Genomic DNA, 21,917 nt, shown 5'->3' on the forward strand with positions numbered 1-21,917 from the left:
CCGCCAGAGCAGACGAGAAAAGGCCGCGGTTCAACCAACCACTCACTCCGCGGGACCACGACGAACGAGCCATAGAGAATGCCCCCTTCTCAGAGCGTCAGGACTTGTATGAGGTTGGCGGAATCACCAGTGTCTCCAGTCTGACGGACAGTTTTATACCGGTTCCGCATTATTCCTGTCCAGGCGGCCCCGACCCAGGGTGCACTTCCAGCCTCAGCGTAATATCCGGGTAGTAAATGCTCGCGGATTGGAACGACCTCACTGGGTGGGCGCGCTAAACCCGATGACGCGCCCTGTCCAGGGTACCCGGCTCCACGGCCCTGACAGCCCTTCTAGGAATGCGAGCCATTCGCATGACCAGACATGGAGCGAATGCCCATCACCCTGGGTGAATGCCTCATCCGGTGAGAATCGTGGGTGTGTAGCAAGCCGCGATACATGGCGCCCGTCGCCTGTGACGGTGGGCGCTACAGAGGGGCGGGCCGCGGAGGTGCAAAGGCTTGCTGATACAGAGGAGGTGAAACACGGCCGGGGGCGTTGGCGTGCGGGGTGCAATGGACAGGAGCGCCGCCGGAGGGTGGCATCCGGGCAGGGCCGGCACCGGATGCGGAAAGCCACTGGCGGAGCAGCGCATTCCCCCTATTGAAGAGGTAGGTCATTCCATGCAGCTGAAGATGATGAGCCGTCTGATGGCGGCCGCGCTCCTGAGTGTTTTGTCGGGCTGCCAGGGCGAGGAGCCCACGTCCACCGAGGGAGAGGTCGCCGCCCAGGAGGCCGGTGCGAAGACGCAGTGCATGACGCGTTTCGACGGCATCACGAGCTGCGCGCTGGGCAACGCGCAGCTGTCCGCGACGGACAAGGGCCTGAACGTGACGGGCCTGCGCAGCGCTCGCACGGACGGCGTGTCGAGCAGCTTCGGCCGCGCGGCCCGCTGGTCGCAGACGACGTCGGTGGCGCTGGGATCCACGGGCCAGCTGCAGTTGGAGGCGCGCTCGGGTGACCAGGTGGTCAGCACGCTGCGCGTGACGCCGGGCCGCGACGTGGACTCGGCCTTCGTGACGCCGACGTTCACCGGTTCGCCGGGCGGCTCCGGCTTCCGCATGAACATCTACCGCGAGGGCGTGCTGCAGGGCACGTCCACCCACAGCCCGAACGCGATGATCGTCTTCACCAACTGGCGGGACTTCTTCCGCTGGCTGGTGGCGGTCGCCGACTTCTACGAGCTGGACATCATCTGGACCAAGACGGGTGAGGCCACGGCCGAGAGCAACGTGGGCGCCTGCGGCTGGCAGATGACCACGCCGGGCAACACGTTCTCCGTGACGCTGGCGGACGGCAAGGTGGTCACCGGTGACTCCTTCGAGTTCGTCGAGGAGATCGGCGACGGCCACTATCCGTACAACGGCTTCACGGGCATGGACGTGAAGGCGACGGGCAAGGGGCTCAGCATCCTGAGCGAGACCTTCGTCCCGGCCGCGAAGTAGTTCCGGGTCCCATGCCGCGCAAGGCATGGGGCTGGCGCCGGGCGGCGCGTGGCAGCACCTTCGCCGCCCGGCGTCTTCATCGATGTTCCTGGAGAGCTCGCGATGAGACGGCGGCTGTACCTGCTGGGCATCCCCCTTGGAGCGATGGTGCTCACGGCCGTGTGGGCCCGGGCAGGCCGGCCTCCGCCGCCCCCTCCCCTCGTGCTCGGCGAGCTGCCGCTCGTGGCGGTGCCCGGCGAGGAGCTGTCCGGTGGCGGCGCGACGGTGAAGGACACGGGGCGCAACGCCTTCGGTCGCTCGCCGCCGAACCTGGACCGCGCGCGCTGGCCCCAGTTCCACATCGGCAAGCGGGTGTTCGACCGCGACTGGAGCGACCCCGCGCACGGACCGGGGTTGGGGCCGCTGTTCAGCGCCAGCTCGTGCATGACGTGCCACGTGAAGGACGGGCGCGGGCGTCCACCCGAGTCCCCTTCCGAGCCCGTCGTGTCCATCGCGTTCCAGCTGGGCTCGCCTGACGGGCCGGGACCGCATCCCGTGTATGGAGAGCAGCTCGACCTGCACCGGTTGGGCGGGCTCCGGGGCGAGGGCACCGTGGTGGTGCGCCACGAGGAGTTCTCCGGCCGATTCTCCTCCGGTGAGCCCTACGTGCTCGCGCGGCCCATCTACCAGTTCGAGCACCTGGCCCAGGGGCCGCTGGGTGAAGGCACGCCCTTCTCGCCTCGCGTGGCGCCGGCGAACTTCGGGCTGGGGCTGCTGGAGGCCCTCCCCGAGGAGACGCTGCTCGTCCGGGAGGATGCCGAGGACCGCGACCAGGATGGCATCTCCGGACGCGCCAACCGGGTCGAGGATGTGCGGACGCGCGGCACACGCATGGGGCGGTTCGGGTGGAAGGCGAATCAGCCCACCCTGCTCCAGCAGGTGGCGCATGCGCTGGTGGCGGACATGGGGCTGACGAACGAGCTCTATCCGCGCGCGCAGGAGGCCGGGGCGGCACCGGAGGCCGTCGACGTGCGGGCCTACGACCTGGAGCAGCTGATGTTCTACACGCGCCTGCTCGCGGTGCCGAAGCGACGGGACTGGGATGCGCCCGCGGTGCTGCGTGGCAAGGCGGTGTTCCGCGCCATCGGGTGTGCCGCGTGTCATGTCGACGAGCCGATGGAGACGGGGGACGTGCCTGGCTTCCCGGAGCTGTCGCGGCAGGTCATCTACCCGTACTCGGACCTGCTGCTGCACGACATGGGCGAGGCGCTGGCGGATGGACGACCGGACGGACTGGCCACCGGCCAGGAGTGGCGCACGCCGCCCCTGTGGGGCATCGGCCTGACGGCGACGGTGAACGGCCACACGCGCTTCCTGCATGACGGACGCGCGAGGAACCTCGAGGAGGCCGTGCTGTGGCACGGCGGCGAGGCGGCCCCCGCGCAGACCCGCTACACGCGGCTGCCCCGTGAGGACCGTGAGGCGCTGCTCGCGTTCCTCGGCTCGCTCTGAGCGGGAGCGGCATGGCGCGTGGGCTTACGGCCCACGTCGCATGAGCCGGCCATGCCCCCGTCCGCGATGGAGCGCGACTCAACGCGAAGGCGACGTCTCCCAAGTCGCCGCGTGGGACGTCCGCGGCCCGCGAGTCAGGCGGGCTGCCGCGCCGGCTCGTGACTCGCGCAGCGCTTGCGCCCCAGCGCGTACGAGACGCCCAGCGCTGGCAACGCGAGCAGGTCCGTCACGTCCATCGTGTGCGCCACCGGCGCCACGGCGGGGACCGCGCGACTGGAGAGCACCGCCCACGCCGCTCGCACGGGCCACTGCATCCCACCGAGCCCCCAGCGCCAGACCTCGGCCGCGGGCTCCCAGACCTTGATGGCGGTGAACACGCATCCCGTCAGCACCACGCACGCCGTCAGCACCGCGAGCGACGGCCGGAAGCCGCCCCGCGCGCTTCGTCCCCGCGCCTGCTCCCAGAGTCCCTGCAGGAGCAGCGGGAACATCGCCAGCCCCGCCACGTCCGACAGCTTGCCCGTCCACCATGACGGCCAGCGCGCCTTGAACACATGGTCGTTCAGCACGAGCACCAGCACCGCGCAGAACACCAGCGGATGCAGCAGCGTGTCACCCGGCACGCACGCGGTGGCACGCGAGGTCCTCACGCGGTCAGCGAGGCCCCACGGTGAACTCGAGCCCCTGCGGCTCCTCGTCCACCGTCTCGTCGAAGCTCACCTCCCCCACCATCTTCCAGTCCACCTCCACCACGCCGTGGACCGGCGAGCCCTCCGCGAACGCCACGTCGAGCGTCGCCTCCCACTCGCACGGCTGCTGGAGCCGGCAGACATCCCCGTCCGATTCCGCGTCGAACGTCACCGCCGCCCCCTCCGACACCCCCAGCTCCTGCGTCCTCGGCTTGAGCGGATGGGGCCCGAAGCGCAGCGTCGCCGTGAGACTCGGCGCCGTCCGTGAGCCCCCCTCGTCGTGCGTCCAACGGGCGGAGAGCGGCGCGCGCATCGTGGCCCATACCGTCTGCGTGGAGCCGTTCGGCACCGCCAGCCGCACCGGCAACACCACGCTGGCCGAGGGCGCGTCCGCCGTCAGCCTCAGCACGCCCGGCGCCGACTCCTCGACGCGGGGGCTCGGCGCGCTGCGCGACGTGGCCACCGAGGCGGCCGCCGCCACCAGCAGCGCGAGCCTGGCGGCCCACGCCCTGCCGCGCGAGGAGACGGGCCTGGAATCGCTCTGGGAGGACATGGAGTGCTCGGTCGACATGGTGGTGTGGATGGCTTTCCCTCGGGCACCGGCGCTCCCGCCCGAGCCCTCGCGGCTTGAGCAAGCCACGTACCACGCTCACGCCTCCAGGTGAGGAGGACTCGGGCTCCCGGTGGAATCATGACTTTCATGTCAGCCCGAGGACGCCCGTGTCGCGAGTCGTCCTGGCCGCTCCGCCCCGAGGCCGCCTAGGGTGCGCCGCATGAAGAGCCACGCCACGGTCGTCTTCGCCGACGGAGCCTGCTCCGGCAACCCGGGCCCCGGGGGCTGGGGCGTCATCATCGCCACGCCCGACGGACAGGTGACGGAGCTGGGCGGCCACGAGCGGGAGACCACCAACAACCGGATGGAGCTCACGGCCGTGGGCATGGCGCTGCGCCACCTGGAGGCCACGGCGGGCCCGCTGCGCATCCACACCGACTCCACCTATGTGATTCAGGGAATCACGAAGTGGGCGTTCGGCTGGAGCAAGCGCGGCTGGAAGACGGCCGAGGGCAAGGAGGTGGCCAACGCCCCTTACTGGAGGCGGCTGATGGCGCTGCTCGCCCAGCGCAAGCAGACCCACTCCGGCGAGGCCGCCGCCGTCGAGTGGCACTACGTGCGCGGCCACGTGGGCGTGCCCGGCAACGAGCGGGTCGATGAAATCGCCGTGGGCTACTCGCGCGGCAAGGGCGTGCGGCTCTACTCGGGCGCGCTGTCCACGTACGACGTGGACGTCTACGACGTCCCCGAGGACACCTCGCTCCCCGAGGAGAAGCCCCGACAGCCCGCGGCCAAGGCGCACTCGTACCTGAGCCAGGTGGGCCGCAGCGTGAAGCGCCACGCCACGTGGGCCGCGTGCGAGCGCCGCGTCAAGGGCGTCTCCGACGCGCGCTTCAAGAAGACCAAGAGCCCCGAGGACGAGGCCCAGGTGCTCGCGGACTGGGGCGTCAAGCCGGGGACGTTCAGTCGGAGGACTGAGCCCCGCCGCGCACCGCCGTGAGCAGCAGGTCGAACTTCCCGCCGAGGAACGTGCGGAAGCCGTGCTGGTGCAGGTAGCGGCGGTAGAACGACAGGTCCTTCACGAGCAGGGACAGGTCCGACTCGCGCAGGTTGCGCACGCGGGCACCGTAGACCACCTCGCCGTCGCGGAAGCGCGAGTTGGGAAAGCCGAGCACGAGCGTCGCCTCGGACTCCAGATGCTCCTGGACCAGCGTCCGCAACAACGCGTGGTCATCCACCCCGGGGCTCTGCAACGTGCCCACGGACACCACCAGGTGGAAGCGCCCCAGCGCGGCGGGCAGCGCGTTGAGGTCCGCCACGTGGAAGGCGTGACGCGCGTCGGGGAAGCGGGCGCGCGCCTGGGCAATCGCGGAGGCGCTGTGGTCCACGCCCACGAAGGAGACGTCGGGCACCTCGTCCAGCCAGGAGAACGCGTCCAGTTCGTCCCCGCGATTGACGCCCAGGTCCAACACCCTCGCGCCCGCGGGCAACCTCACGCGCCCCAGCGCCTCCAACCACGGCAACAGGAAGCCCGCGTCCTCCAGCTTGCGCACGCGCGCGAAGGCGGAGTCCGCCCCATATCGCTCCTCCGCGGGCACCGCCGCCTCCGTCCTCGCGCTCCCCGCGTGCCACGAGGCCTCCGCGCCCAGGGACTCGAAGGTCAGCGACACGTGCGTCGCCTCCACGCCGCGCGGCGTGCGCAGCCGGCAGCCCAGCCCCTCCGCCAGATCACACCAGTGGCGCAGCGGACGGTGCACCAGGCCCCCCTCCGGCCCCACCCGCTCGCCCGGATAGCGCCCGGCCCCGAGGTCCGGGTCCGGCACCTCGATGCGCACCCGGCCCGCCTCCGTGAGCCCCGCCTTCAGGTGGCGGAGGATGAGGATGAGCGGCTCGTCGTGGAAGCGGCGCGCGGGGAGCAGGGCATCGGGGTGGCGGGACATCGCGCCGGCAGCGTACCTCGACGCGGCACCTCAGGACGCGGTGCGTTGGCACCCGTCCCTTTGACCGGGGCTCAACATCCCTCGCTCGCCCTCCGGCCTCTCGACGAGGCTCGCGTTGACGGGTCCGCGCTGGTCGCTTTCTCATACTAAGCATGAAAATCACGACCATCTCGATTGCATCCCTCGGATTGCTCGTCACCGCGTGTGGAGGGGGCCTCGAGCCCGACGACGGCGCGCTCCAGACGCGCGAGCAGGCGGCCTTCTCCGGCGTCAACGGCGAGTACTGTCTGGTGAGCGCGTACAACTGCAAGCTGCAGGTGAGCGGGGGCAACCGCGTCCCCACCAACGACCCGGCGGACGACAACTGGGGGCTGGTGACGGGCGTGCCCATCCGCGACGGCAACGGCACCGTGGTGGGCACCAACACGCGCTCGAGCGCCGCCTTCAACCACGGCCAGACGCGCACGTTCGCCGGGGAGCTGCACGCGTTCGCCGTCTCCACGTCCAATTCGAGCGCGGGGTGGCTGCCCATCTCCAGCATCCTGGGGCGCACGTCCTTCGAGCAGAAGGTGGGCCATGTCTCCGCCCTGGGCGCGGGGCTGGCGAAGCTGGGCTGCTACGCCGTGCGCAACACGCATGACCCGGTGCTCGAGTTCAAGAAGGTCGTCTACGACAGCGACGCCACCCACGAGCGCGCCGGAGACTACCTGCCGCTGGTGCGCGCCAACGGGCAGCGCTCCGTCAACCTGGTCTTCAACGTGCCCGGCATGGCGCTGGGCGGCCCCGCGGTGGACCACTTCCCCGCGGGCACCAAGTTCCAGCGCCTGGACGTGCCCACCGAGCACGGCGTGCCCTCCATCGACATCCCCCTCTGGGTCCAGGACAGCGCGGGCCGCTACCGCCAGCAGTCGGGGGAGATGAAGTTCCTCTACGGCTACGTCATCGCGGCCACCGGCACCAAGCGCAACGGCTGGATGGCCTACGACGCGCTCCAGGTCAGCTCCGGCTGTCCTTGAGAGCCGTTGGCGCCCCGGCGGCGGTCCGCGCGCACGCTCACGCGGACTGCCGCTGGCTCAGCGCGACGCTGCCCAGGATGAGCGCGCCGGCGACCGCCATGGACAGCGTCACCGGCTCGCCGAGCAGGAGCCACGCCCAGGCCACGCCGAACAGGGGCAACAGGTAGGTGACGGTGACGGCGCGGGAAGCGCCGATGCGCTGGATGAGCCGGTAGTACATGGCGTAGCCCAGCCCCGTGCAGAGCATCCCCAGCGCCGCGGCCGACAGCCAGGACACGCCGCGGATGGGCTGCACGGGCCAGGTCGCGATGGCGAACGGCAGCGTCAGGAGCGCCGCGCAGCCCAGCGTGGCCGCCGCGACGGCGCCCGCCGGCACACCCTGCAGGTGCCTGCGCACCAGGTTCGCCGAGATGCCGTAGAAGAAGGCGGCCGTCAGCGCCGCGGCCACCCCCAGCCCGGGGCTGGCGCCCTCGATCTTCCCGCTGGCGAGCACCACCACGCCCGCGAAGCCCACCACCAGCGCCACCCCACGACGCGAGCCGATGCGCTCGCCGTAGAAGAGGAAGGCCACCAGCGCGGTGAAGAGCACGGTCATGCTGTTGCTGATGGCGCTGATGCCCGCGGGCACGCGCTGCGCCGCCCAGGCGAAGAGCGCGAAGGGCACCGCCGCGTTGAGCGTCCCCACCAGCGCGAGCTTGGGCCAGTGCGCCGGGGTGATGGAGGCTCGCGCGCGCAGCAGCAGGGGCAGCAGCACCAGCGAGCCGAGCACCAGCCGCACCACCACGAGCGGCAGGGGCCCGAAGTCCGGCGCCGCGATGCGCATGAACATGAAGGACGAGCCCCACAGGGCCCCCAGGAGCCCCAGCTCCAGGAAGGTCAGCCAGGCACCGGACAACGTCGGGACGACGGGACGGACAAGCGAGGGAGTGGTCATGGGCGGTTCACCAGGTGGAGCGAGGCACGAATCTGACTCCGGTCGCTCCCTTATCTGCGCCTCTGGCACGGGAGTCACAACCGCATGGTTTTGCGGTCAGCCACGCGTATGATTTGAGGCTCCCATGACTCTTCCCACGGCGTGGCTGCCGGCCCTGGCGGCCTTCGAGGCGGCCGCGCGACACCAGAACTTCGCCCGCGCGGGCCAGGAGCTGCACCTGACGGCCAGCGCCGTCAGCCACCACGTGCGCAAGCTGGAGGGGATGCTCGGCGTCACCCTCTTCCAGCGCCACGCGCGCGGCGTGGAGCTCACCGTCGAGGGGCGCCAGCTGGCGGACGCTGCGAGCGGCGCGCTGACGGACATCCATGACGTGGTGCGCGAGCTCTCGGATGCCCGGAGCGAGCGCCACCTGGTGCGCGTGACCACCATGCACTCCCTGGCGCACACGTGGGTGGTGCCCCGGCTGGCGGACTTCAACGCCCAGCATCCCCGCCTGCGCGTGCGCATCGACTCGGAGACGGCGCTGTCGCGCTTCGAGGAGGGCGGCCCGGACCTGGGCATCCGCTACGGCCTGGGCCACTGGCCCGGGATGACCGCCCACGCGCTGATGCCCGACGCCATGTTCCCGGTGGCCTCCCCTCGCCTGCCCGGCGTCGACGCGGTGCGCACGCCGGCGGACATCCCCCGGCTGCCGCTGGTCGAGGACCTGGCGCGACAGTCGTGGCCGGACTGGCTGCGCGCCGCGGACGTCCATGGTGCCACGCTGGACGTGCGTCACAGCTTCAGCGACACCACCAACGCGATGCAGGCCGCCGTGTGGGGCCTGGGCGCGGCGCTCGCCCGGGAGCGCGTCTGCGAGACCTTCCTCGCCGACGGCAGCCTCCTGCGACTGCCCGGCCCCGCGCTGCCCACCCGCTACTCCTACTTCGTCGTGTACCCGTCCCACCGCCGACTGCGCACCGCGGCACGCGCCTTCATGGACTGGCTGCTGACCCAGCCCGGACGCCCCGCCCCGACGCGGGTCGCCACGAAGCCCCCGACGTTGTAAGCAGCCCCAAACGTCATGCTCCATCCCATTCTCGACGCGCTCGGCCTCGGCGAGCACAACCCCGGCAGCTACCTCGGCGACGGCGAGTGGGCGGACTCCCGCTCCGAGCCCTTGCTGGAGGTCCTCAATCCCTCCAACGGACAGCAGCTCGCCACCGTGTCGTCGGCGACGGCGGACGAGTACGAGCGGATGATGCACGCCGCGGCCCAGGCCTTCGTCGCGTGGAGGGCCCTGCCCGCGCCGCGTCGGGGCGAGGCCATCCGCCTGTGCGGCGAGGCGCTGCGCCGCCACAAGGACGCGCTCGGCTCGCTCGTGTCGCTGGAGATGGGCAAGGTGAAGGCCGAGGGCGACGGCGAGGTGCAGGAGATGATCGACATCGCCGACTTCGCCGTCGGCCAGTCGCGCATGCTCTACGGCCTGACGATGCACTCCGAGCGCCCCGGCCACCGGATGTACGAGCAGTGGCATCCGCTGGGCCTCGTCGGCATCATCAGCGCCTTCAACTTCCCGGTGGCCGTCTGGTCCTGGAACGCGTTCATCGCCGCGGTGTGCGGCGACGTGTCCATCTGGAAGCCCTCCCCCAAGACGCCGCTGACGTCCATCGCCGCCACGCGCATCTGCAACGCGGCGCTGAAGGCCGGCGGCTTCCCGGAGGTGTTCTTCCTGCTCAACGCCGCGGGCACCGCGCGCGCCGAGCGGCTGGTGGACGATTCGCGCGTCGCGCTGGTGAGCTTCACCGGCTCGTCCGCCGTCGGGCGTCAGGTGGGCGTGCGCGTCGCGCAGCGACTGGGCCGCAGCCTGCTGGAGCTGGGTGGCAACAACGCCATCATCGTGGACGCCACCGCGGACCTGAAGCTGGCCATCCCCGCCATCGTCTTCGGCGCGGTGGGCACCGCGGGCCAGCGCTGCACCACCACCCGCCGGCTCATCGTCCACGAGTCCATCGTCGACGACGTGCTGAACAAGCTCGCCAGCGCCTACGCCCAGGTGGAGAAGCGCATCGGAGACCCGCTGGAGGCCGGCACGCTGATGGGCCCGCTCATCGACCGGGCCGCGGTGCAGCGCTTCGAGGCCACGCTCGAGAAGGCGCGCGCCGCGGGGGCCCGCGTGGTGAGCGGCGGCAAGGCGCTGGAGCGCCCCGGCCACTACGTGCAGCCCACGCTGGTCACCGACGTGGAGCCCACCGACGCGTGGGTCCAGGAGGAGACCTTCGCGCCCATCCTCTACGTCATGCCCTACCGCACGCTCGAGGACGCCATCGTCATCCAGAACGGCGTGCCCCAGGGCCTGTCGTCATCGGTGTTCACCAAGGACCTGCAGGTCGCCGAGCGCTTCCTGTCCGCCTCCGGCTCCGACTGCGGCATCGCCAACGTCAACATCGGCACGTCCGGCGCGGAGATTGGCGGCGCCTTCGGGGGTGAAAAGGACACCGGCGGCGGCCGCGAGTCCGGCTCCGATGCGTGGAAGGCCTATATGCGGCGGCAGACCAACACGCTGAACTACTCGGACGCGCTGCCGCTGGCGCAAGGGATTCGCTTCGACCTGTGAGGGGCTCTCCCCTATGCTCCCGCCGGGCCTTGGGGGCCCGGCGGTACACACAGGGAGACACAGCATGTTCGGGAAGCTCGCCGCGGACGCACTCGGCCTCAGTGACGTCGGCTCGGTCATCGCTCCGGCCGACTACGACAAGGTCGACGCGGATGACTATGTGAATCACGAGGACCAGGAGAAGATCTACTTCCTCATCAAGTCCAAGTCCGACGAGTACTGTTTCACGAACCGGGCGCTCATCCACCTGGACGGCACCAGCGCCGCCAGCAAGAAGCGCATGCTGCGTCGCTTCACGTACGCCGCCAATCCCATCTCCAACGTCATGCTGGAGACGGCCGGCACCATCGACATGGACGTGGAGATCAAGTTCCGCCTGGGCAACCGCGACTACTCCATCGACGTGCACAAGAAGCAGCTGGAGCAGGTGAAGGACCTCTACAAGGCCCTGTTCCGCATCTCGGAGATGCAGCACGAGAACGAGCTGTCGCTCGCCCACGCCAAGACGAGCCTGGACGTCGCCTCCACCACGCTCGGCCGCGGCTCGTCCGGCGGCGCGCCCGTCGTCGAGTCCTTCAAGGAGCTCAACCAGGCCGCCTTCGCCTGGCTCACCGGCGCCCAGCAGAAGTACTGGGTGAAGGACTTCGGCGCCGTGTTCGAGCGCTACATCAAGGCCTGATACCCGTTGGATGACGCCCGCCGCCGGCGCACCTGCTCGCCCGGCGGCCGGGCATGCTGCACGCCGCGTCAGCGGCCCCTACACCTGTCGTGGCGACAAAGACAGGGCCTCCCGGAATTCCTTGCGGAACGAGCGGCAATCGACGCGGGGGACGGACGGGCCTCTCGTATGTCTTGAGAAATCGCTCTAGCGTGTGCCTCCCCAACAGGAGTGTTCGCGATTCTGAACCCGTCCTCCCAGACCGCCCCCGCCGGCTGGCACGACATCCTCGTGCGTCACCTCGAACCCCTGCTCGGAGGCTTCACCGCCAAGATGGCCATCCATACGGCCGCGTTGCGCGCCCTCAAGCGTCCGCCCGAGCAGGTCACCCCCCAGGACCTCCCGCAACTGCTCGAAGGCCTCAAGCCGATGCTCAACACCTTCATTGGCGCGCTGCACGCCAAGGTCATCCTCGCGGAAATCGCCACGTCGCTGGAGAAGGCGCGATGACGGCGTCCTCGCGTTCCTCGTCCGTGGCGCCCTGGTTCGGCGCCGTCGTGGTGCTCCAGGCCGCGCACCTGTTCGCGGTGGCCAGCTCCGAGCCCGCGAAGCTGGGGCTGGTGCACGACGTGGCCGGCTGGTTGAGCGGGCTGCTCGCCGTGGGCGGCACTCTCGCGGCGGCCAGCGCGTTCGTCTCCGGCGACTACCTGCGCAAGGTCTGGGGCGGGCTCACGGCGGGGGCCGTGCTGTCGCTGGTCAGCGCGGCCATGCGCAGCTACTGGCTGCACACCGTGCCGGACGTCCCCTTCACGGCGTCCCCCCTGCTGCCGTACCGGATGGTCGTCGTCGTGCTGGCCAACATCGCCACCACGTACGCGCTCGTGCTCCTGGCCATGACCTATCAGCAGTCCGGGCTGCAGCCTCCGTCCAGCCCGCGCTCGCGCGCGCTGTGGGCGGTGACGGCGCTGGCGGCGCTGGCCGTCGGCGTGCCGTCGCTGGTCACCGAGGTGCGCAACCTGCTGTCCGGCCAGAGCCCGGCGCCGTCGGTCGTCATCAGCCTGGCCTCCACGCTGGCGGACATGACGACCATCTTCCTGGTCGCCCCCATCCTGCGCGTCGCGTACATGCTGCGCGGCGGCAGGCTCGCCTGGGTGTGGTGGGCCATGGGCCTGTCGGGCGCCACGTGGCTGCTCTACGACGCGCGCGTGTGGCTGGCGGCGCTCCTGCCCGGTGACGAGGCGCTGGGCGCGGAGCTCTTGCGCACGCTGCGCACGTCCGGGCTCGTGCTGCTGGGGCTCGCCGGCTGGTTCCAGCGCTCCGCCCTGGGGCCGCAGAAGTTCGAGGCGCCGGAGCCCTCGCTCCAGGCGTCCACCGGAACGCCCTGACGTCCCCCGGGGGCACGGACAGACCCCGTGCCCCCGAGGACCTCACGCGCTACGGCCGGGGACGCGAGCCGGCCGAGGGCGCCTCCGGCACCGCGGGCCAGCCGTTGGGCCACGTGATGGCGTCCACCAGCATGACCCGCGCGGAGTGGGCGCTGTTCCAGGCGTGGTAGACCATGTACGTGTCTCCGCCCGGCCCGTTGACCACCGAGTTGTGGCCCGGCCCCACCCAGCCTCCGCCCGTCGCGAGAATCGGCGCGCCCGCCTTGGTGTACGGCCCCAGGGGGCTCGTGGCCCGCGCCACTCCGACAGCGTAGGTGCTGTTGTAGTACGCGTTACCACTGTAGAAGAGGTAGTAGTAGCCGCCGCGCGCGACGACCCACGGCGCCTCCACCACGCCGCCCTCCCAGCCCAGGTTGTTGGTGATGAGCGTGCGGCGCGTGCCCACCAGCGACAGGCCGTCCGCGGAGAGCGCCTGCCCGTAGATGGGCGTGGGCTGGCCCACCGCGTTGCCGTCCGCCTTCCACACCAGGTAGCCCGTCCCCGCGGCGTCCGCGAAGAACGTCGCGTCGATCATCCCCATGCCCGAATCCAGGATGAGGGGGCGGCCCAGGTCGGTGAAGGGACCGAGCGCGCTCGTGGCCGTGGCGGCGCCGATGGCCAGCTTCCCGCTGGAGTGCCGCGCCGTGTAGTACGCGACGAAGCGGCCGCCCACGCGGTGGATTTCGGGCGCCCAGAAGTCACCGGTGGCCCAGGACGGTCGCGTACCGGAGGGGAAGATGGAGCCGGCGCTCGTCCACGTCACCAGGTCCGTGGAGACTCGCAGCGGGAAGGCGCTGGCCGCGCCGCCGGAGGTGCACGCCGCCACGTAGCGCGTGCCGTCGTGGATGACGCCCGGGTCCGCGCAGTCCGTGGGGACGACGGGGTTCTGGTAGAGCCCGCCGCAGCCCGTGTAGCGGAAGGACATGCCGCAGGCGTTGGTGCCCGTGAAGTACGGCCCCCACCCGTTCGACAGCACCGCGTACGAGTTGGGCGACGCATTCACACAGGCGCGGTCCCAGAACACGCGCCCGCCGGTGTCATCGTGCTGGGCGGGGTGGTTCGCGGGGTGGATCCACGCCGGGCCGTAGGTGACGCGCGTCGCGCACGCGGAGGCGCCGGGACAGTCCGTGTCCAGCGCGAGCACGCAGGCGTTGTTGCCGGTGAAGTACGGCTTCCAGCCGTTGGAGAGCAGGGCGTAGGAGTTGGAGCCCTCGTTGATGCAGGCGCCGTCCCACGTCACCAGGTCCGAGGCCACGTCGTATTGGTTGGGATGGTTGGCGGGGTGGATCCACCGGTCGCCGTAGGTGATGCGCGTGGAGCAGGCCAGGGCCGCGCGGGATTGCTCCGGGGCCTGGGCGTCCTGGGGCGCTTCGGCGCCACAGCCCGCGCCGAGGGACAGGACGAAGCAGAGACAGCCAACGACGGACCACCACGGGGACCGCTTCATCGGACGACCTCCAGGGCACGACGGGCCACCTCGGCACCGCGCGCCGTGTGTGCACTGCGTGGGAACAGTCGGTCAGCGCTTCGGGGCGCCCGGGGCCTCAGCCCGCGTCGGCGGCCTTCTTGTAGCGCAGGCGCTTGAGTGCCTCGAACCGCACCCTGTCTCTGGGGGGCGTCGTGGCCACCAGCCCGTCCAGCATCCGCTTCGAGCTCTGGTAGATCTCCTCGACGGCGACGTCGAACGCGTCCGTGTTCTGCTTCGACGGCTTGCGGGTCCCGGCGATCTTCCGGACGAACTGGAGCGCCGCCGCGCGGATGTCGTCATCCGTGGCGGGCGGGGTGAAGTTGAAGAGGGGCTTGATGTTCCGGCACATGCGCCCAGGGTAGACCATCCCGGTGCGGGTCCACCCCGCACGCGTGCTCCAGGACGGCCTCCATCCCTCGCCGCGAGCACGGACGCTCGCTGGTCGACGCTTGCGCTGCATGGAGCGCGGAAGATTCCCGCGGGACTGCCACCCCACGCTCACGCCCTGCGGCGGGAGCAGTCCTGGGCGCGCTCCAGGAGCAGCGCCTGCTCGCGGGCATTCCGGGTCAGCGAGGCCGCCCGCTCGAACTCCTTGCGCGCCTCGTCGAAGCGCCCCAGCTTGCGCAGCAGGTCTCCGCGCACGCTCGGCAGCAGGTGGTAGTTCGCGAGCGTGGGCTCCGACGTCAGCGTGTCGACCACGGCCAGGCCCGCCGCGGGGCCATAGGCCATGGACAGGGCCACCGCGCGGTTGAGCTCCACCACCGGCGAGGGCGACAGCCGCACCAGCACGCCATACAGCGACGCGATGCGCGCCCAGTCCGTCTCCTCCGCCGTGCGTGCCCGCGCGTGGCAGGCGGCGAGCGCGGCCTGCAGCGCGTACGGGCCCTGCGCGCCGCCCAGCTTCTCCGCCCGCTCCAGCGCCGCGAGCCCGCGGCGAATCAGCAGCTGGTCCCACAGGCCCCGGTTCTGCTCGAGCAGCAGCACCGGCTCCCCGGAGGGGCCCACGCGCGCCCGCGAGCGCGACGCCTGGATCTCCATCAGCGCGACCAGGCCGTGCACCTCCGGCTCCAGGGGCGCCAGCTCGGCGAGGATGCGCCCCAGCCGCAGCGCGTCCGCGCACAGCTCCGGCCGCATCCAGTCATCGCCCGCCGTCGCCGAGTAGCCCTCGTTGAAGATGAGGTAGATGACCTCCAGGACCGACGACAGCCGCGCCGCGAGCGCCTCGCCGTGGGGCAGCTCGAAGGGCACCTTCTCCTCGGACAGCGTGCGCTTGGCGCGCACGATGCGCTGCGCGACGGTGGGCCCGGGGACCAGGAACGCGCGGGCGATCTCCTCCGTCGTCAACCCACCGAGCAGCCGGAGCGTGAGCGCGACGCGCGCCTCCGTGGAGAGGATGGGGTGGCAGGCGATGAACATCAGCCGCAGCAGGTCATCGCCCACGTCGTTGTCGAGCGCCGTGTCCAGGTCCGGCTGCCCGTGGGCCTGGTCGGACTCGAGCTCGTGTCCCAGCTCCTCGTGCTTGCGCTCGACGCGCTTGCCCCGGCGCAGCTCGTCGATGGCGCGGCGCTTGGCGGTCGCCATCAGCCACGCGCCCGGGTTGTCCGGGATGCCGCTGTCGGGCCAGCGCTCCATCGCCGCGACCAGGGCATCCTGCGCGAGCTCCTCCGCGAGCCCGACGTCGCGCACCATGCGCGTCAGGCCCGCGATGAGGCGCGCGGATTCAATCCGCCACACGGCTTCGATGGCGCGGTGTCTCTCGGGGGACGTCACGGCGCCGGACTAGAGCACCCCCGCTTCACGATGCAAGGTCGACGCGCACGTCGCGTGTCGGCCGACGACGAGGATGTCGCCTGGGTGGAGGGGGAGGCCCACATGGGCCGGAGCGCCCTACTCGCCCTTGCTCGCCTTGTCCTCGCGCCACCAGTGCGTCATGCGCTCGTGGACCTCCGCCTCGTAGCCCTCCTTGCTCGGGCGGTAGAACACGGCGCGCTCCAGCGGCGGGGGCAGGTACGTCTGTCCCGGCGCGTAGTGGTCCTTGAAGTCCCACGGCGGCTGGTAGCCCTTGCCGTGCCCCAGCTCCTTGAGCAGGTCCGTGGGCGCGTTGCGCAGGTTCAACGGCGGCCCGACGTTGGGGTTCGCCTCCAGCGCCTCCAGCGCCGCGTTCATGGCGGCATAGGCGCGGTTGCTCTTGCGCGCCGTGGCCAGGGTGATGACGGCGTGCGCGACGAACAGCCGGCCCTCCGGCATGCCCGTGGAGTGGAAGCCCTCCTCGCACGCGCGGACGATGGTGATGGCCTCCGGCATGGCCATGCCCACGTCCTCCACCGCGATGACCTTGAGCCTGCGCCACAGCGACACCACGTCGCCGGTCTGCAAGAGCTTCGCCGCCCAGAAGATGGCGCCCTGCGCGTTGGAGCCCCGACAGGACTTCTGCAGCGCGCTGAGCAGGTCGAAGTGCTGGTCCCCGTCCTTGTCGTGGCGCGACAGGCCCACGCCCACCGACTCGCGCGCGACGTCCACGGTGATTTCGCCGCCGTCGGCCGTCAGCCCCGCCGCCATCTCCAGCGCGCCCAGCGCCTTGCGCACGTCCCCCGCGCCGCCCCGCGCGAGCAGCGCCAGGGCCTCCTCCCCCACCGTCAGCCGGCGCTTGCCCAGCCCGCGCTTCTCGTCGGTGAGCGCCCGGCGCAGCGCGCCCTGGATGTCCGCGAGCGTCAGCTCCTGGAGCTGGAAGACGCGACACCGGCTGACGAGCGCGGGCCGCACCTCGAAGCTGACGTTCTCCGTCGTGGCGCCCAGCAGGATGAACAGCCCGCTCTCCACGTGGGGCAGCGCCTGCTCCTGGACGTTCTTCGCCCAGCGGTGGATTTCGTCCACGAAGAGCACCGTGCGGCGCGAGTACTGGTTGCGCGCGCGCTCGGCCTCGGCCACCACCTCGCGGATGCGCGGGATTCCGTCCGACACGGCCGACAGGATGACCAGCTCCGCGTCGACGTTGGCCGCCAGCATCCGCGCCAGCGTCGTCTTGCCCACCCCGGGCGGCCCCCAGAAGAGGGAGGACACCAGCTGCTTGCGCTCCATCAGCCCGCGCAGCGGACCTCCGGGGCCCAGCAGGTGCGCCTGCCCGATGAACTCGTCGGGCGTGCGCGGCCGCATCCGCTCGGCGAGCGGCGCGAAGCGGTTCACATCCACGGAGGCGGAGAACAGGTCGGGGCCGGCGCTCATCGCACCGCAAGCTCCCCTCTCCGAAGCGCGCGGTCAACCCTCACCCATGGTGCGGAGCGCATTCCACAGCCGTCGGAAAGCGGACACGCCGCGCGCGCCCGTCCATCCGCGCGGAAATCACACCGTGGCGTTGGCTCGCGAGCGACCAGGACCGAGCAACTCTCCCCCGGGCCCCCTCGACGGCGTGTCACGGCCGCGTCGTAGTATCGCCGTCCCCAAAAAGGAGGGAGCGCGATGTCTTTCATGCTGCTGATGATGGAGGCACCCGGGAAGCGACAGGAGCGGCCGCTCGAGGAGGGCCAGAAGGCCTACGCACGGATGATGGCCTTCCAGAAGACGCTCCAGGACAAGGGCGTGCTCGTCGCCGGAGAGGCCCTCAAGCCGGACGACAACGCCATCCGCATCGAGAGCATCAATGGGCGGCGGACCGTGAGCGATGGCCCCTTCACCGAGTCGAAGGAGATCATCGGCGGCTTCTTCCTGCTCAACTGCAAGAGCCGCGACGAGGCGCTCGAATATGCCCACATGTGTCCCATGAGCGACTGGGGCATCGTCGAGCTGCGCGAGATCGCGAACAGCTGTTTCGAGTAGCCCCCCGCGTCACCGGCGAGAGGGAGCACGCTCCCACGCCCCACACCCACGGGAGCGCCCGTCACCCCGCTCCCCTGGGTTGTCCCCCGCTGTCACCCCGCCCAGCTTTGAGCCCATGAGCTCTCTCACCGTGGCGGAAGCGCTCGTTCGTGTGCTCATCGAGGCGGGAGCCGAGCGCATCTACGGCATCGTGGGCGACAGCCTCAACCCCATCACCGACGCCGTGCGGCGCAGCGACGGAAAGCTGCGGTGGGTCCACGTGCGCCACGAGGAGGCGGGGGCCTTCGCCGCGTCCGCCGAGGCGCAGCTGAGCGGCAAGCTGGCGGTGTGCGCGGGCAGCTGCGGCCCGGGCCACCTGCACCTCATCAATGGCCTCTACGACGCGCACCGCAGCTACGCGCCCGTGCTCGCGCTCGTCTCGCACATCCCCAGCGAGCAGATCGGCACGTCCTACTTCCAGGAGACGCACCCGGAGCTGCTCTTCCGCGAGTGCAGCCACTTCTGCGAGATGGTGGCCAACCCCAAGCAGGCCCCGCGCCTGTTCCGGCTCGCCGCGCAGACGGCGCTCGCGAAGGGCGGCGTGTCCGCGGTGGTGGTGCCCGGGGACGTGGCCGCGCTCGAGGCCGGCGAGGACGTGCCCTCCACCTTCGCCACCGAGCGCCCCGTGGTGCGCCCGGCCGACGCGGAGCTGGACCGGCTCGCCGAGCTGCTCAACTCCGCCTCGCGCGTGACGGTGTTCTGCGGCAGCGGCTGCCGGGGCGCCCACGCGGAGGTGCTCGCGCTGGCGAAGCGGCTCCAGTCGCCCGTGGGCCACGCGTACCGGGGCAAGGAGTGGGTGGCCTACGACAACCCCTACGACGTGGGCATGACGGGCCTGCTCGGCTTCGGCGCCGCGTACGAGGCCATGCACGCCTGCGACGTCCTGCTGCTGCTGGGCACCGACTTCCCCTACGACGCGTTCATGCCCGTCAAACCCCAGATTGCCCAGGTCGACGTGCGGCCGGAGCACCTGGGGCGCCGCTCGCGGTTGGACCTGGGCGTCTGCGGCGACGTGCGCGAGACGCTGCGCGCGCTGCTGCCCCGCCTGGAGCAGAAGGAGGACCGGCGGCATCTCGAGGGCGCGCTGGAGGAGCTGGCCAAGGCGCGGCGCAAGCTGGACACGCACGTGCGCAACGTCGGCTCGCACCGCCCGCTGCATCCGGAGCTGGTGGCGTCGGTGCTGGACGAGGTGGCCGCCGAGGACGCCGTCTTCACCGTGGACACGGGCATGTGCAACGTGTGGTCGGCGCGCTACCTCCACGCCACGGTCGAGCGGCGCATCATCGGCTCCTTCACCCACGGCTCCATGGCCAACGCGCTGCCCCAGGCCATCGGCGCGCAGCTCCTGTACCCGGGCCGGCAGGTCATCTCCATGTCCGGCGACGGCGGCTTCGCGATGCTGATGGGGGACTTCCTCACGCTGGCGCAGTACGAGCTGCCGGTGAAGGTCGTCATCTTCAACAACAGCTCGCTGGGCATGGTGAAGCTGGAGATGCAGGTGTCGGGCTACCCGGACACGCAGACGGACCTGGTGAACCCCAACTTCGCGAAGCTGGCGGAGGCGGTGGGCGTCATGGGCCAGCGCGTGGAGGCGCCCGAGGACCTCCGGGGCGCCTTCGAGCGCGCGCTCGCCCACCCGGGGCCAGCGCTGGTCGACGTGGTCACGGACCCGCACGCGCTCTCGCTCCCGCCTCGCGTCACCATCAAGCAGGCGGCGGGCTTCGCGCTGGCCATGACGAAGCTCGTCTTCAACGGCGACGGCGGCGAGGTGGTGGACACGGTGCAGGCCCACCTGCGGCACTGACAGGGCCCCCAGTCACTCCAGGGTGGCCAGGAACGGCTGGCCGTTCGCCTCGCACCACTGGCGGTAGGACTCCAGCCGGTCCGCGGGCGTGACGTGCCGCGAGACCTGGCCGTCCGCCGTCAGGTACTCCACGCCGCCGCGCGTGTGGATGAGCAGCACGAGCGGCTCGGGGCCCGTCACCCGCCAGCTGTCGACGTTGCCGGCCGGCTCGTAGACGTAGCCCCTCGGGCCAATCACCTCGCCCGTGTCCAGCAGCTCGCGGGAGCCGGAGAGGTTGAAGGCGTGCGACTCGCCGGTGTGGCGGTGCGGGGGGATGACGGTGCCGGGCTCCAGGCGAAAGAGGTACATCCAGCCCGCACCGTCCTTGAAGAAGCGCAGCGGCTTGAAGGAGAGGCCCGGGGAGGTCATGGGAATCCAGGGCATGCGCTCGGCGTGGACCGGCTGCGAGGCGTACGAGGACGAAGGCGTGGGGCTCATGCGGTCTCCTTGAGGAAGTGCCGACAGGGTGCCCCGTCCCTGGCCCTCTCACGGTGCCAGGACCGACGAATCTCGTTGGGCCAATCCGTGGTAGGTCTGGGCCATGGACCTGCATGTCGACCTGACGGAGCGCAGGGACCTCGCGGGGCAGGTCTACCGGGGCCTGCGAGCGCGGGTCCTCGACGGACGGCTGCGGGACGGTGAGCAGGTGCCCCCCTCGCGGGAGCTGGCCCGGCGGCTGGGCATCTCCCGCAACACGGTGAGCGTGGCCTACGAGTGGTTGATGGCGGAGGGCCTGCTCGTGAGCCGGGGTCGCGCCGGGAGCTTCATCCAGAACGCACCTCGGGAGCGCGGCGCGCGCGCGAGGGCCTCCCAGGGCGTGGAGTTGCGGCCTCGCGCGGTCTGGCGCGGGCTGCCCGCGCCCCCCGTGCCCGTCCCCGAGACGCCGTACGACTTCCGGGTGGGCTATCCGGATGCGTCGCTGTTCCCCTTCGACGCCTGGCGCCGGCTCATGGCCCGACAGTGGCGCGCCTCCGCGGCGGGCCCCGCGTACGCGGACCCGGCCGGCCATCCGGAGCTGCGCGAGGCGGTGGCCCGCCACGTGGGTGTCTCGCGAGGCGTCACCGCGGACGCGTCCGACGTGCTCATCACCCACGGCGCGCAGCAGGCCCTGGACCTGGTCGGCCGGGTGCTGCTCGAGCCCGGGGATTGCGTCGCCATGGAGGAGCCCGGCTATCCGCCCGCGCGCGCGTTGTTCCAGTCGCTCGGCGCGAGCGTGGTGCCGGTACCCGTGGACGCGGAGGGGCTCGACGTGAGCCGCCTGCCGGACGACACGCGCGCCGTCTACGTCACCCCGTCCCACCAGTTCCCGCTGGGCATCGTCATGTCCCCGGCGCGGCGCAAGGCGCTGCTCGACTGGGCCCGGCGCCGCGACGCGGTGGTCATCGAGGATGACTACGACAGCGAGTTCCGCTTCGGCGGCCGTCCGCTGGAGACGCTCCACGGCCTGGACCGCTCGGGCCGGGTGCTCTACGTCGGCTCGTTCTCCAAGGTGCTGCTGCCCTCGCTGCGGCTGGGCTTCCTCGTCGCGCCGCCCTCGCTCCGGCGGGAGCTGCGGCTGGCCAAGCAGGTGACGGACTGGCACAGCCAGCTCCCCGCGCAGGGGGCGCTCGCGCGCTTCATCGACACGGGCGCGCTGGCAAGGCACCTGCGCAAGACGCGGCGCGAGTACGAGCAGCGACACACCCGACTGGCCGAGGGCCTCGCGCGCCACTTCGCGGACACGCTCGAGCTGCTCCCCTCCGTCGCCGGTCTGCACCTGTGCGCCACCTTCACGCGGGGCGGCGCGCGGCTGGAGAAGGAGCTCACCGCCAGGGCTCACGCGGCGGGCGTCGGCGTGGAGTCGCTCTCGCGCTACTTCATGGGAGCCCCCACCCGCCATGGCTGGGTGCTGGGCTACGGCGGCGTGACGGTGGAGCGCATCGACGAGGGGCTCCGGCGCCTCCGGGCGCGGCTCCACGAAGGACGCTAG

The 21,917-nt window shown here is 71.3% G+C and carries 21 protein-coding genes; 12 read left to right on the forward strand and 9 right to left on the reverse strand.

All coding sequences use genetic code 11. The features are described from left to right. Positions 1 to 662: 662 nt before the first annotated feature. Together OWM54_RS07115 and OWM54_RS07120 are read left to right on the forward strand one after the other, a co-directional pair. Positions 663 to 1,484 (forward strand): hypothetical protein, encoded by an 822-nt coding sequence (locus tag OWM54_RS07115; RefSeq protein WP_223751549.1) that lies wholly within the window; start codon positions 663 to 665, stop codon positions 1,482 to 1,484. 102 nt (positions 1,485 to 1,586) lie between these two features. Next, entirely contained in the window at positions 1,587 to 2,975 is a 1,389-nt protein-coding gene (locus OWM54_RS07120; RefSeq protein ID WP_267696985.1) for a di-heme oxidoredictase family protein, read from the forward strand. Positions 2,976 to 3,109: 134 nt separating this feature from the next. Here OWM54_RS07120 and OWM54_RS07125 read toward each other — a convergent pair whose 3' ends face one another. Continuing rightward, the gene (locus OWM54_RS07125; RefSeq protein ID WP_267696986.1) at positions 3,110 to 3,625 is read right to left on the reverse strand and encodes a hypothetical protein; all 516 of its coding nucleotides are present in this window, start codon (positions 3,623 to 3,625) and stop codon (positions 3,110 to 3,112) included. Positions 3,626 to 3,629: 4 nt separating this feature from the next. Then, positions 3,630 to 4,217 (reverse strand): hypothetical protein, encoded by a 588-nt coding sequence (locus OWM54_RS07130; protein WP_267696987.1) that lies wholly within the window; start codon positions 4,215 to 4,217, stop codon positions 3,630 to 3,632. 220 nt (positions 4,218 to 4,437) lie between these two features. Between OWM54_RS07130 and OWM54_RS07135 the strand changes: the two genes are divergently transcribed. Further along, positions 4,438 to 5,217 carry an RNase H family protein gene (locus tag OWM54_RS07135; protein ID WP_267696988.1) on the forward strand — a complete coding sequence of 260 codons (780 nt, stop codon included), beginning with the start codon at positions 4,438 to 4,440 and terminating at the stop codon, positions 5,215 to 5,217. On the opposite strand, the gene OWM54_RS07140 is transcribed toward OWM54_RS07135, so the two are convergent. Beyond that, positions 5,180 to 6,157, reverse strand: coding sequence for a class I SAM-dependent methyltransferase (locus OWM54_RS07140; protein ID WP_267696989.1), 978 nt, complete (start codon positions 6,155 to 6,157; stop codon positions 5,180 to 5,182). The genes OWM54_RS07135 and OWM54_RS07140 overlap by 38 nt on opposite strands. A gap of 152 nt (positions 6,158 to 6,309) precedes the next feature. Between OWM54_RS07140 and OWM54_RS07145 the strand changes: the two genes are divergently transcribed. Continuing rightward, positions 6,310 to 7,173 (forward strand): hypothetical protein, encoded by an 864-nt coding sequence (locus tag OWM54_RS07145; protein WP_223751543.1) that lies wholly within the window; start codon positions 6,310 to 6,312, stop codon positions 7,171 to 7,173. 37 nt (positions 7,174 to 7,210) lie between these two features. Here OWM54_RS07145 and OWM54_RS07150 read toward each other — a convergent pair whose 3' ends face one another. Next, a complete protein-coding gene (locus OWM54_RS07150) occupies positions 7,211 to 8,107 on the reverse strand; it encodes a DMT family transporter (protein ID WP_267696990.1) in 897 nt (298 codons plus the stop codon). Between the two features lie 124 nt (positions 8,108 to 8,231). Here OWM54_RS07150 and OWM54_RS07155 point away from each other — a divergent pair, with 124 nt between their 5' ends. The 5 genes from OWM54_RS07155 (at position 8,232) to OWM54_RS07175 (ending at position 12,746) form a co-directional block, all read left to right on the forward strand. Next, the gene (locus OWM54_RS07155) at positions 8,232 to 9,155 is read left to right on the forward strand and encodes a LysR substrate-binding domain-containing protein (RefSeq protein WP_223751541.1); all 924 of its coding nucleotides are present in this window, start codon (positions 8,232 to 8,234) and stop codon (positions 9,153 to 9,155) included. 15 nt (positions 9,156 to 9,170) lie between these two features. Continuing rightward, positions 9,171 to 10,703, forward strand: a complete 1,533-nt coding sequence (locus OWM54_RS07160; RefSeq protein WP_223785058.1) for an aldehyde dehydrogenase family protein — start codon at positions 9,171 to 9,173, stop codon at positions 10,701 to 10,703. A gap of 64 nt (positions 10,704 to 10,767) precedes the next feature. Continuing rightward, positions 10,768 to 11,382 (forward strand): PH domain-containing protein, encoded by a 615-nt coding sequence (locus tag OWM54_RS07165; protein ID WP_223751539.1) that lies wholly within the window; start codon positions 10,768 to 10,770, stop codon positions 11,380 to 11,382. Positions 11,383 to 11,592: 210 nt separating this feature from the next. Then, positions 11,593 to 11,871 (forward strand): hypothetical protein, encoded by a 279-nt coding sequence (locus tag OWM54_RS07170; RefSeq protein WP_223785057.1) that lies wholly within the window; start codon positions 11,593 to 11,595, stop codon positions 11,869 to 11,871. Further along, complete coding sequence (locus tag OWM54_RS07175; RefSeq protein ID WP_223751538.1) at positions 11,868 to 12,746, forward strand: hypothetical protein; 879 nt, start codon at positions 11,868 to 11,870, stop codon at positions 12,744 to 12,746. The genes OWM54_RS07170 and OWM54_RS07175 overlap by 4 nt, the downstream gene beginning before the upstream one ends. A gap of 49 nt (positions 12,747 to 12,795) precedes the next feature. Here the strand turns inward: OWM54_RS07175 and OWM54_RS07180 are convergent, their stop codons facing one another. From OWM54_RS07180 to OWM54_RS07195, 4 genes are all read right to left on the reverse strand, one after another. Next, positions 12,796 to 14,232 carry a glycoside hydrolase family 43 protein gene (locus tag OWM54_RS07180; protein WP_267696991.1) on the reverse strand — a complete coding sequence of 479 codons (1,437 nt, stop codon included), beginning with the start codon at positions 14,230 to 14,232 and terminating at the stop codon, positions 12,796 to 12,798. A gap of 97 nt (positions 14,233 to 14,329) precedes the next feature. Beyond that, positions 14,330 to 14,602, reverse strand: a complete 273-nt coding sequence (locus OWM54_RS07185) for a DUF2277 domain-containing protein (protein ID WP_046717748.1) — start codon at positions 14,600 to 14,602, stop codon at positions 14,330 to 14,332. A gap of 149 nt (positions 14,603 to 14,751) precedes the next feature. After that, positions 14,752 to 16,023 carry an RNA polymerase sigma factor gene (locus OWM54_RS07190; protein WP_223751536.1) on the reverse strand — a complete coding sequence of 424 codons (1,272 nt, stop codon included), beginning with the start codon at positions 16,021 to 16,023 and terminating at the stop codon, positions 14,752 to 14,754. A gap of 117 nt (positions 16,024 to 16,140) precedes the next feature. After that, on the reverse strand, positions 16,141 to 17,475 hold the full coding sequence (locus tag OWM54_RS07195; protein ID WP_223785054.1) for a replication-associated recombination protein A: 1,335 nt from the start codon (positions 17,473 to 17,475) through the stop codon (positions 16,141 to 16,143). 234 nt (positions 17,476 to 17,709) lie between these two features. Here OWM54_RS07195 and OWM54_RS07200 point away from each other — a divergent pair, with 234 nt between their 5' ends. Both OWM54_RS07200 and poxB read left to right on the forward strand, forming a co-directional pair. Then, positions 17,710 to 18,066, forward strand: a complete 357-nt coding sequence (locus tag OWM54_RS07200) for a YciI family protein (RefSeq protein WP_223751534.1) — start codon at positions 17,710 to 17,712, stop codon at positions 18,064 to 18,066. Positions 18,067 to 18,181: 115 nt separating this feature from the next. After that, positions 18,182 to 19,909 (forward strand): ubiquinone-dependent pyruvate dehydrogenase, encoded by a 1,728-nt coding sequence (gene poxB, locus OWM54_RS07205; RefSeq protein ID WP_267696992.1) that lies wholly within the window; start codon positions 18,182 to 18,184, stop codon positions 19,907 to 19,909. Between the two features lie 12 nt (positions 19,910 to 19,921). Here poxB and OWM54_RS07210 read toward each other — a convergent pair whose 3' ends face one another. Continuing rightward, positions 19,922 to 20,386, reverse strand: a complete 465-nt coding sequence (locus tag OWM54_RS07210; protein WP_267696993.1) for a cupin domain-containing protein — start codon at positions 20,384 to 20,386, stop codon at positions 19,922 to 19,924. A gap of 103 nt (positions 20,387 to 20,489) precedes the next feature. Between OWM54_RS07210 and OWM54_RS07215 the strand changes: the two genes are divergently transcribed. After that, positions 20,490 to 21,917, forward strand: a complete 1,428-nt coding sequence (locus OWM54_RS07215) for a PLP-dependent aminotransferase family protein (RefSeq protein WP_223785051.1) — start codon at positions 20,490 to 20,492, stop codon at positions 21,915 to 21,917.

The organism is Myxococcus sp. MISCRS1 (genome assembly GCF_026626605.1).
Taxonomy (GTDB): Bacteria; Myxococcota; Myxococcia; order Myxococcales; family Myxococcaceae; genus Myxococcus; species Myxococcus fulvus.